Annotated in this window: 6 protein-coding genes; all 6 read left to right on the forward strand. The window is 33.4% G+C overall.

Annotated features, from left to right (window positions below; genetic code table 11):
- Positions 1 to 104: 104 nt before the first annotated feature.
- The 6 genes from asnB (at position 105) to APR43_RS19085 (ending at position 11,937) form a co-directional block, all read left to right on the forward strand.
- The gene (gene asnB, locus APR43_RS19060; RefSeq protein ID WP_053470986.1) at positions 105 to 1,721 is read left to right on the forward strand and encodes an asparagine synthase B; all 1,617 of its coding nucleotides are present in this window, start codon (positions 105 to 107) and stop codon (positions 1,719 to 1,721) included.
- Positions 1,722 to 1,938: 217 nt separating this feature from the next.
- Positions 1,939 to 4,674 (forward strand): M16 family metallopeptidase, encoded by a 2,736-nt coding sequence (locus tag APR43_RS19065; RefSeq protein ID WP_053470985.1) that lies wholly within the window; start codon positions 1,939 to 1,941, stop codon positions 4,672 to 4,674.
- A gap of 361 nt (positions 4,675 to 5,035) precedes the next feature.
- A complete protein-coding gene (gene gyrB, locus APR43_RS19070; protein ID WP_053470984.1) occupies positions 5,036 to 6,976 on the forward strand; it encodes a DNA topoisomerase (ATP-hydrolyzing) subunit B in 1,941 nt (646 codons plus the stop codon).
- Positions 6,977 to 7,084: 108 nt separating this feature from the next.
- A complete protein-coding gene (mdh, locus tag APR43_RS19075; protein ID WP_053470983.1) occupies positions 7,085 to 8,020 on the forward strand; it encodes a malate dehydrogenase in 936 nt (311 codons plus the stop codon).
- A 227-nt stretch (positions 8,021 to 8,247) separates the two neighbouring features.
- Complete coding sequence (secDF, locus tag APR43_RS19080) at positions 8,248 to 11,238, forward strand: protein translocase subunit SecDF (RefSeq protein ID WP_053470982.1); 2,991 nt, start codon at positions 8,248 to 8,250, stop codon at positions 11,236 to 11,238.
- 84 nt (positions 11,239 to 11,322) lie between these two features.
- Positions 11,323 to 11,937 (forward strand): acyloxyacyl hydrolase, encoded by a 615-nt coding sequence (locus APR43_RS19085; RefSeq protein ID WP_053470981.1) that lies wholly within the window; start codon positions 11,323 to 11,325, stop codon positions 11,935 to 11,937.
- The last annotated feature ends 3 nt before the right edge of the window (positions 11,938 to 11,940 follow it).

Raw genomic sequence — 11,940 nt, forward strand, 5'->3', positions numbered from 1 at the left:
AATAATATTTAGTTTTGCTTTCAACAGGAAATTTTAATGATTTTTTAATGTTCGGCTTATTTTAAGTTTGAAACAGTAGAATAAAAATAAAAAAATAGAATAGTATGTCTGGATTATTGGCCGTTATTGGTAAAGGAAAAGACCCGCAGCTTGTAAAAGCACTTTCTGAAAGAATGTCGCATCGCGGCCCTGATGAAAGCGATTTGCACATTATGGAAAATGGCAGTATACTTTGTCATGAAAGTCTTTCTATTATCGATTTAAAATCGGGGAAACAGCCTATTCAGGGAACAGATAAAGCCTGGATGGTTCACGACGGGGAAATTTATAATTATCAGGAATTAAAAAATACCGTTTTAAAAGATCATACTTTTAGAACAAATTCTGACTCAGAAGTAATTGTGCATTTGTACGAAGAATTTGGATATGATTTTTGTAATAAACTAGACGGAGATTTTGCTTTCGTAATAATCGACGGAGATAAATATATTGCAGGAAGAGATCCAATTGGAGTTAAACCTTTGTATTATGGTTTAGATGAAAGAGGAAGGATTTATTTTTCTTCAGAAATGAAATCAATTGCAGATCAATGTAAATCATTTTCGACTTTTCCTCCGGGACATTATTATACAGCAAAAAGCGGTTTTGTAAAATATTACCACCCAGAATACGAAGATCATAAAAATGCTACTCAGCCACTTGATTTAGATTTAATTCGTGAATCATTAATTGAAGCAACCCGCAAACGATTAATGAGTGAAGTTCCGGTTGGAGTTGTATTATCTGGAGGTTTAGATACTTCTTTAATTTCATCAATAGCTTCCAGATTATTAAAAGACAGCGGTAAAAAATTACCATCTTTTTCTATCGGATTAGATGCTGATGCTCCGGATAATGTTTCGGCAAGAAAAGCAGCTGAATTTTTAGGAACAGATCATCATGAAGTACATTTTACAGTTGAAGAAGGTGTTGCGATATTAGAAAAAGTGATCTCGCATATTGAAACTTACGATATTATTTCGGTTCGTTCAGGAGTTCCAATGTATTTGTTATCAAAAGCGATAATTGATAAAGGAGTAAAAGTGATTCTTTCTGGTGAAGGTGCCGATGAAATTTTCGGCGGGCATTTGTATTTTAGAAATGCGCCTTCTACAGAAGAATTTCAGGATGAGACTATAGAAAGAGTTCAGAAGTTATTTACGGCCGATTTACTTCGTGTTGATAAAACTACTATGGCAAACGGAATTGAAGCCAGAATTCCGTTTTTAGATACAGATTTTTTAGACGTTACTATTCGAATTAAAACCGAGGAAAAACAGCCTAAAACGTATGAAGGAATTGAAAAATACATTTTAAGAAAAGCTTTTGATACTCCAAATGATCCTTATTTACCAAAAGAAGTTTTATGGAGACAAAAAGAACAGTTTTCAGACGGAGTGGGATATAACTGGGTTGATGAATTAATTGAATATTGTGCTACACAAGTTACAGACGAACAATTGGCGGGTGCAAGTGCAGAATTTCCATATAATACGCCAACAACAAAAGAAGCGTATTATTACAGATCTATTTTCCATAAATATTATCCGCAGGTTAGTGCAGCGCAAACTGTTCGTAAATGGATTCCGAAATGGCAGGAAAACCTTGATCCAAGCGGAAGAGCAAATGCAGCCCACTTACAGGGAAATTTTGAAAGTGTAAAATCTGGAGTTGCTGTTTAATATAGAAAATTTCAATAAAAAAAATCCAAATTCCAAATTCTGAATTTCAATTTGGAACTAAAATATAAAAAGCCGAAATGCATTCATGATGTAGTTTCGGCTTTTTTTTGTGGTTTCCCGTAAATTGCTAAAAGTAAGTTAATAAGAATAAAACGTATTTCAGAAAAATACTATATTTGGTTACCACGAACAATTAAATAACCCTTAAACACAATTTATGAAGAACTTATTACTAAGTGGAATTTTATGCTGCTCATTAGTTTCATTGGGCTCAGTTTACGCACAAAAAACAGAGGCACCCAAGTATATCACAAATGTCGAAGGTGTCAAAGAATATTCTTTAAATAATGGATTAAAAGTCCTTTTAATTCCAGATGCTTCTCAAAGTAATATGGTAGTCAATATTGTTTACAATGTTGGTTCCAGAAATGAAGGTTATGGCGAAAAAGGAATGGCGCATTTATTAGAGCATATGCTTTTTAAAAGCACTAAGAATTTAGGAGATATTAAAAAGATGCTCTCAGACAAAGGCGGAAACGCCAATGGAACCACTTGGTTGGACAGAACCAACTATTATGAAATATTCCCGTCAAGCGATGAAAACCTGAAATGGAGTATCGAAATGGAGGCTGACAGAATGATTAACTCTACCATTTTACAAACTGATTTGGATAAAGAATTTTCTGTAGTTAGAAATGAGTTTGAAATAGGAGAAAATAATCCTGACGGCGTTTTACAAGAGAGAATTCTTTCTTCGGCTTACGTGTGGCATAATTACGGAAACAGCACCATTGGAAGTAAAGAAGATATTGAAAGGGTAAAAGCAAATACACTTCGCGTTTTTTATGAAAAATACTATCAGCCAGACAATTCAACTTTGATCATTGCAGGTAAATTTGATGAACAAAAAGCATTGCAATATGTTGGACAGTATTTTGGAGCAATTCCAAGACCAAAAAGAGTTTTAGATAAAACGTATACTATAGAACCTGCTCAGGATGGTGAAAAATATGTAGAGCTTAAAAGAGCCGGTGACAGCAAAAATGTTGGCGCTTTATATCATACGGTATCTTATGCTGATAAAGATTATGCAGCAATTGATGCTTTAGGAGAAATCTTAACTGCAGATCCATCAGGTTATTTATATAAAGCATTAGTCGAAACACAAAAAGCATCCAATGTTTATTTTTGGCAGCCATCGGTAAGAGACGCAAGTTTTATCTATTTTGGAGTTGCAGTTCCTAATGATAAAGATGTATATGCAACAAAAGATATTGTAAGAAGCGAGCTCGATAAAATAACTACTACAAAATACACAGATCAGGATGTAAGCAGAGCAAAGGCAAAAATTATCAAGCAAATAGAATCAGTAAAAAACAATACGATTTCGTATGCCATTAACCTAACCGAAATTATTGGCGCAGGCGATTACAGACTTGGTTATTTATACAGAGATGCTGTTGAGAAATTAACAAAAGAAGATATTCAAAGAGTTGCTGAGAAATATTTTAGACCAAATAATAGAACAGTCGGCGTATTTATTCCTTCTAAAGATGAGGTAAGGGTTAAGCCAAATGAATATACTGATGAACAATTATTGGCACTTACTAAAGATTATAAAGGAAAAGCTTTAGAGAAAGAAGCGGCGCCGTTTGAAGCATCCATTAAAAATTTAAAACAGAATTTTGTTGAAGGAAAATTGACAAATGGTATAAAATACGGATTAATCAAAAAAGAGATTAAAGGCGGAAAAGTTCAGGCAAGTTTTAAGTTTCCGGTTAGCAATGAAAAAGATTTAACGGGTAAAAGTGATATTGCCGGAATCTTGGCTCAATTACTAAAAACAGGAACTAAAACGCAGACAAAAGAGCAAATTCAGGATAAATTAGATCAATTGAAATCATCAATTAATTTTAATTTTTCTAGACAAACATTATCGGTTAGTGTTAATACGTATAAGGAACATTTTAAAGAAGTAATGGGAATTTTAGCAGATTTACTATCTAATTCGACTTTCCCTGAAAATGAATTAACTAAAACAATCAGCGAATATAATACGTATTTAGAGTCTAGTTTAAATGATCCGCAGGCTGTTGCTTTTACAGAAATTTCGAGAATAACTACTAAATATCCAAAAGGAAGTATTTTTTATACCCCAACTATTCAGGAACAAATTGATGCATTTAAAAAGATTAAACAAGCTGAAATTGTTGATTTCTATACCAATTTTTTAGGTGGAAATAATGGAATAGGAAGTGTGGTAGGAGATTTAGATGCAAAAACTACAGGAGAGATTTTAGAAAATACATTTGGAAAATGGAATTCTAAATCAAAATACGAACTTGCTCAGCCAGCTTATTTTGAAACACAAAAATTAGATAAAGATATTATTACGCCAGATAAAGAAAATGCTGTGGCACTAGGCAGAATCAGTTTTAAAATGGATAGAAAAAATCCAGATTATCCGGCATTTGTTATGGCAAATGAAATTTTAGGAAGCGGTGGTTTTTTAAGCGCCAGAATTCCGATGAGATTAAGAGAAAAAGAAGGTATTAGTTACGGTGCGGGCTCTTTTATTGATGTGCCAATTACCAATGATGCGGCAGCCTGGACTTATTATGCTTTCTTAAACCCTACGAAAAAGAATGCTGTTGAAACAGCTGCAAAAGAGGAAATTGCAAAAGCTTTAAAAGACGGATTTACAGCCGAAGAATTAAAATCAAATTTGGTGAGCTGGCAAAATGAAAGAAAAACAAGATTAGGGGTAGACAATACCTTAATGGAGCTAGTAAATACTTATTTACAATACGGAATAGCTCTTGATGATTATGATCAGCTTGAAACTAAAGTAAAAGCTTTAAAAGTGGATGAAGTAAATAAAGTATTGAAAAAATACCTGACTTTAGATAAAATGACTTCAGTTTACGCTGGTGATTTTAATAAGAAACAATAAAAAAGGAAATTCCAAAATTGAGAAAATCCAAATTCCAACTTAAAGGAATTTGAATTCATAAAACCGAAATACATTTTATAATGTTATTTCGGTTTTTTTTATGCAGCTGGTAAAGTTTGGAATTTGGAATTTAAAAAAAATTGGAATTTCAAAAGAGTTGATTTTTTATGTTATTCCTATTTTTAGAATTTCGAATTTATGAAAATTGGAATTTAAACTTGCCTTTTAGGTTTATTTTTTGGTTTTTAAGACAATTGTGTTAATAACTTAAGTGCTTTAAGTCGGAATTTTATGGGTATATACCTTGCGTTTTTATATATTTGCGTGTTAGACAGTAAATACATTTTTTAGAATAAATTATATGAGCGAAGAGATCAAGAAGAACAATTATTCAGCAGATAGTATTCAGGCATTAGAAGGAATGGAGCACGTAAGAATGCGTCCATCCATGTATATTGGAGATGTAGGAGTTCGAGGACTGCATCATTTGGTTTATGAAGTTGTTGATAACTCTATTGATGAGGCGATGGGGGGACATTGTGATACTATTGGTGTTGCAATTAATGAAGATGGTTCTATTACAGTTGAGGATAACGGACGTGGTATTCCAGTTGATTTACATAAAAAAGAAGGAGTTTCTGCACTTGAGGTTGTAATGACTAAAATTGGTGCCGGAGGTAAATTTGATAAAGATTCTTATAAAGTTTCCGGAGGACTTCACGGTGTTGGGGTTTCTGTAGTAAACGCACTTTCGGTTCATATGAAATCGACTGTTTTTAGAGATGGAAAAATCTATGAGCAGGAATACGAAAGAGGAAAATCATTATATCCGGTAAAACAAATCGGGGAAACAGATAAAAGAGGTACACGTCAGACTTTTTATCCTGATAATACAATCTTTACACAAACTACAGAGTTCTCTTATGATACCTTATCAGCACGTATGCGTGAGCTTTCTTTCTTAAACAAAGGAATCACAATTACTTTTACGGATAAAAGAGAAGTAGATGAAAAAGGCGAATTTAAAAGCGAAGTTTTTCATTCAGACGAAGGTCTTAAAGAATACATTCGTTATTTAGATGGAAACCGTGAGCCAATTATCTCTCACGTAATCAGCATGGATCACGAAAAAGGTGAAATTCCGGTTGAGGTTGCCTTAATCTATAATACAAGTTACACAGAGAATATTTTCTCTTATGTAAATAATATTAATACACACGAAGGAGGAACGCATTTACAAGGTTTTAGAAGTGGTTTAACAAGAACCCTTAAAAAATATGCAGATGCATCTGGAATGTTAGATAAATTGAAATTCGAAATTGCGGGAGATGACTTCCGTGAAGGATTAACAGCTATTATTTCGGTAAAAGTTGCTGAACCTCAATTCGAAGGACAAACAAAAACAAAACTTGGAAACAGAGAAGTAGTTTCTCCGGTATCTCAGGCAGTTGGAGAAATGTTAGAGAATTATTTGGAGGAAAATCCAAATGATGCCCGAATCATTATTCAAAAAGTAATTTTAGCAGCTCAGGCACGTCACGCAGCGAAAAAAGCACGTGAAATGGTACAGCGTAAAACCGTTATGGGCGGCGGTGGATTGCCAGGAAAACTTTCAGATTGTTCTGAGCAGGATCCTGCAAGATGTGAGGTTTACCTTGTCGAGGGAGATTCGGCTGGTGGAACAGCAAAACAAGGTCGTGACCGTAACTTTCAGGCGATTTTACCATTACGTGGTAAGATTTTGAATGTCGAGAAAGCGATGCACCATAAAGTATTTGAAAACGAAGAGATTAGAAACATATTTACCGCTTTAGGAGTTACTGTAGGAACTGCAGAAGACAGCAAAGCATTAAATCTTGAAAAACTAAGATATCATAAAGTAATCATCATGTGTGATGCCGATGTCGATGGTAGTCACATTTCTACCTTAATATTAACGTTCTTCTTCCGTTTCATGAAAGAACTTATTGAAGAAGGTCACGTTTATATTGCAGCACCACCTTTATACTTAGTTAAAAAAGGAAACAAAAAAGAATATGCATGGAACGATGTTCAGCGTGATCAGGCAAATGACAGAATGGGAGGAAGTGCAGCTATCCAACGTTATAAAGGTCTTGGAGAGATGAACGCAGAGCAATTGTGGGAAACTACAATGGATCCAAACTTCAGAACATTACGCCAGGTTACTATTGATAGTCTTGCAGAGGCAGATAGAGTATTTTCTATGTTAATGGGAGACGAAGTTCCGCCACGTAGAGAATTTATCGAGAAAAATGCAGTTTACGCAAATATCGATGCCTAATAAAAATTAACTTTCAATTCGTTTAATTGTTTAAATTTACTTAAACGATTAAACGAATTGTCATTTATAAAACAAACAAACAAATTAATAACCGATAAAGTATAAAATATGAAAGTTACCATTGTAGGAGCAGGAAATGTTGGAGCTACTTGTGCAGATGTTATTTCTTATAGAGGAATTGCCAGTGAAGTAGTGTTGTTGGATATTAAAGAAGGTTTTGCCGAAGGGAAAGCGTTGGATATCACGCAATGCGCCACGAATACTGGGTTCAATACTAAAGTATCTGGCGTAACCAACGATTATTCTAAAACTGCCGGAAGTGATGTAGTGGTTATTACATCAGGAATTCCGAGAAAACCAGGAATGACAAGGGAAGAATTAATTGGTATAAATGCCGGAATTGTAAAAACAGTTGCCGAAAATGTACTAAAATATTCTCCTGACACTATAATAGTTGTAGTTTCAAACCCAATGGATACTATGACTTATTTAGCTTTGAAAGCTACAGGATTACCAAAAAACAGAATTATAGGTATGGGAGGAGCTTTAGATAGTTCTCGTTTTAGAACGTATCTTTCTCTTGCTTTAGATAAGCCTGCTAATGATATTTCGGCGATGGTAATTGGAGGTCACGGTGATACCACTATGATTCCGTTAACACGTTTAGCATCTTATAACGGAATTCCGGTTTCGCAATTCCTTTCAGAAGAAGTACTTCAAAAAGTTGCTGCAGACACAATGGTAGGCGGTGCAACCCTTACTGGACTTTTAGGAACGTCTGCATGGTATGCTCCGGGAGCTTCTGTTGCTTATTTAGTAGATAGTATCCTAAACGATCAAAAGAAAATGATTGCATGCTCTGTTTTCGTAGAAGGCGAGTACGGGCAAAACGATATTTGTATAGGAGTGCCGTGTATAATTGGTAAAAACGGTATCGAAGAAATTGTAGATATTCATTTAAACGACCAGGAAAAGGCTTTATTTGCCAAAAGTGCAGATGCAGTTCGTGGCATGAATGATGCTCTAAAATCGATTTTAGTATAATAAAAACAGGAAAAAAAGAAAAAGGCTGCACTTTTGCAGTCTTTTTTTTGAGATTAATTAATAAATAAATTGGTTAATGTTTTCGTTAATTATATATTTGCTCGATTTAAAAAAAATGTAGTAATTCGTGATCTCGATTTTTTAGTTTTAAAAACTCATGTCAGGGCTTATTTTTAGGGGATTTAAAACCAAAAACAAACATAAAACATAATTAATTTTTAGTAATAATGCAGAATAAAGGACTTATTAAATTTTTCGCAATTCTATTTGCATTGGTAAGTATTTACCAACTATCTTTCACTTTTGTGGCAAATAATGTCAAAAGTGAGGCTAAAGCTTTTGCAGGAGATAATCCTGATAAAGAGCTAAAATATTTAGATTCTATTGGTAAAGAAAAAGTGTTTAATCTTGGTTTTACTGACTTCACTTATAATGAAGTAAAAAACAAACAATTAAATAAAGGTCTTGACTTAGAAGGAGGAATCAACGTAATTCTTCAAATCTCTGTTAAAGATGTTTTAAAAGGATTAGCAAACAATTCTAAAAACCCGGTTTTTAATAAATCATTAGCTGATGCAACTGCAAATTTAGAAGGAAATAAGACCTATTTAAATAAATTCTTTGAAGCCTTTGAAGCAAACTCAAACGGAAACACAAAATTGGCTTCGCCAGATATCTTTGCAAACAGAAGTTTACAAGGTGAAGGTGGAATTGATTTCCAAATGACAGATGCACAAGCTCAAAAAGTAATCAAAAGAAAAGTTGATGAGTCTATCGAAAGTGCTTACAAAGTATTAAGAGAGCGTATAGACAAATTTGGTGTAACACAACCAAACATTCAAAAATTAGGAGAAACAGGAAGAATCTTAGTAGAACTTCCAGGTGCTAAAGATGTTGACAGGATTAAAAAATTATTAGGTGGAAAAGCTCAATTAGAGTTTTGGGAAACTTATAAAATTGAAGAAGTTGGTAACTTCTTAGTTGCTGCTAATGAGGCTTTAAAGAAAACTGAAGTTAAAAAAGTAGAAACTAAAACAGTTGCTAAAGATTCATTGAATGCTTTATTAACTGATGCTAAAGATTCAGTTGATACTAAAAAAGGAAACAATCCTTTATTTGACAAAATGATTACTCAAGGTGGCGGTCCAGTTTTAGGATACTTCGCTACAAAAGATACTGCAACAATCAATGCTTATTTCAAAAGACCAGAAATCAGAATTTTATTGGCTGCTGACCAACACTATGCAAAATTTGTATGGAGTAAACCAACAACTGTAAAAGATCCTAAAGCAAAAGATTTAGCAAGCGCTAAAGATATTGAAGCAGTTGAATTATATGCTTTAAAAGGTAACAGAGATAACGTACCAGCTATGAGCGGTGGAGTTGTAACTGATGCAAAAGATACTTTTGACCAAATGGGTAAACCAGCTGTTTCTATGCAAATGAACAGCCAGGGAGCTAAAGTTTGGGAAGAACTAACAGGAAGAGCTTTCTCTCAAAAAGGTTATATAGCTATTGTTTTGGATAACATCGTATATTCTGCACCAGGTGTTACAAGTGGTCCTATTGCTGGAGGAAGATCTGAAATTACAGGTTCTTTTGATGTTGCTGAAACTAAAGATTTAGCTAACGTATTAAATGCAGGTAAATTACCAGCTTCTGCTGATATTATTCAATCTACTGTTGTTGGACCATCTTTAGGTCAGGCTGCAATTGATGCAGGAACAATTTCATCTGTATTAGGATTCTTATTAGTTTGTGTTTGGATGGTATTCTATTATGGTAAAGCTGGATGGTATGCAAACCTTGCTTTATTATTGAACTTACTTTTCTTATTCGGAATTATGGCAAGTTTTGGTTTTGTATTAACATTACCAGGTATTGCAGGTATCGTATTAACACTAGGTACTGCGGTAGATGCCAACATTATTATATATGAAAGAGCAAAAGAGGAATTACGTGAAGGTAAATCATTATCTGAAGCTGTAGCTGCATCTTACGGATGGCATGGTGCAATGCGTTCTATTATTGATGCAAACGTAACTCACGTTTTAACTGGAGCGATTTTATTTATCTTTGGAACAGGACCAATCAAAGGTTTTGCTTTAACATTACTTATTGGTATCGTAACTTCATTGTTTACTTCTATCTTTATTGCTAGAATTTTTATTGACAGAAACATTGCTGGAAAAGGTGATTTAACTTTCTCTACAAACATTACTAAAAACTGGTTTACTAATTTCCACTTTGACTTTATTAAAATCAAAAAATTCACTTATATCTTCTCTTCAATTGTAGTAGTTGTAAGTTTAATTTCTATCTTCTTCGTTAACGGATTAGATGAAGGTGTTGATTTTGTTGGAGGTAGAACTTTCCAGGTTAAATTTGAAAAACCGATTGATGCAACAGTAGTTTCAGATGAATTATCTGCTGCTTTTGGAACTCCGGTTGAAGCTAAAATTTTAGGCGATGACGATCAGTTGAAAATCACAACTAAATACAAAATTAAAGAAGATGGTGTTGCTATCGATGAAGAAGTAAACCAAAAGTTATATAAAGGATTAATTAAATATTTCCCAAATACAACTTACGATAAATTCATCAACTCTTTTGATGGTAAAAGAGTAGGAGTATTACAAGCTTCTAAAGTTGGAGCTTCTATCTCTGAAGATATCAAAACAAACTCATACTGGGCAGTTCTTGGAGCAATGGCAGTTATTTTCTTATACTTAATGATCTCTTTCCGTAAATGGCAGTATTCATTAGGTGCGATTGCAGCTGTTGCGCATGACGTAATCTTCGTATTAGGAATTTACTCTTTATGTTATAAATTCATGCCATTCCACATGGAAATGGATCAGCACTTTATTGCAGCGATTCTTACCGTAATTGGTTACTCTATGAACGATACTGTAATTGTATTTGATAGAATTAGAGAATTTATCATCGGAAACCGTAAAGGTACTTTCGAAGATATCGTAAACGCTTCTATTAACACTACATTATCTAGAACATTGAATACTTCATTAATGATGATCATTGTATTATTAACGATGTTTATCTTTGGTGGAGAATCAATCAGAGGGTTTATCTTTGCCATGTTAATTGGTATTATTGTGGGAACTTATTCATCATTATTTATTGCTACACCAGTATTGGTTGACTCGATTTCTTCTGCTGATAAACACACAATCGAAGACAAGCATAACAAAGCATAATTAATTGCTTAAACTATATTAAAAAGATCCGGTGAAAGCTGGATCTTTTTTTTGTAATATATTTAATCAACTTTAAAATGATTTATGGATAGAAAATTACTTTTATGTTTATTGCTTTTTTTTAGCACATTAAAAATTACTGCACAAGAAGCTAATTCACGATTCTCAGTTGGTTTTAATTATGGTTTTGGAAGTGAATTCAATAATAAAGATTACACCTTTGAAAACCACTTTTATAAAGCGCAATTATATTATAAATTAAAAGAAACAAAACATTTTCAATATGAAATTTTGGTCCAGCCCGAAATTAATTTTGGAAAACATCAATTGTTGAATTTCTATTTTGTTAAACCCGAAACTCCGGATTATCAGGAAAAAAGAGATGAATATACGCAGTTAAAAGATGTGCGGGAATATGTGCTGAATCTTGGTTTTTTAATTCGGAAATCGATTAATAAAAACTGTTCCTTTTATGTTTTGGGAAGTGTCGGTCCAATGATAACAGATACAGAAACCGAAAGAATGTCTAAAGGTTTTGCTTTTTCAGACGTTTTAGCGCTTGGTTTTTCTTTTAGGGTACAGAAGATTCAATTTGATATTCGTCCTGAAATACGGCATGTTTCTAATGCAGGATTAAGTAGTAAGAATGCAGGTTATAATACTAAAAACATAGAATTTGGGATTTCATATCCGTTATAAAAA

It is taken from the genome of Flavobacterium sp. NLM (assembly GCF_002210235.1).
GTDB classification, from domain to species: domain Bacteria; phylum Bacteroidota; class Bacteroidia; order Flavobacteriales; family Flavobacteriaceae; genus Flavobacterium; species Flavobacterium panici.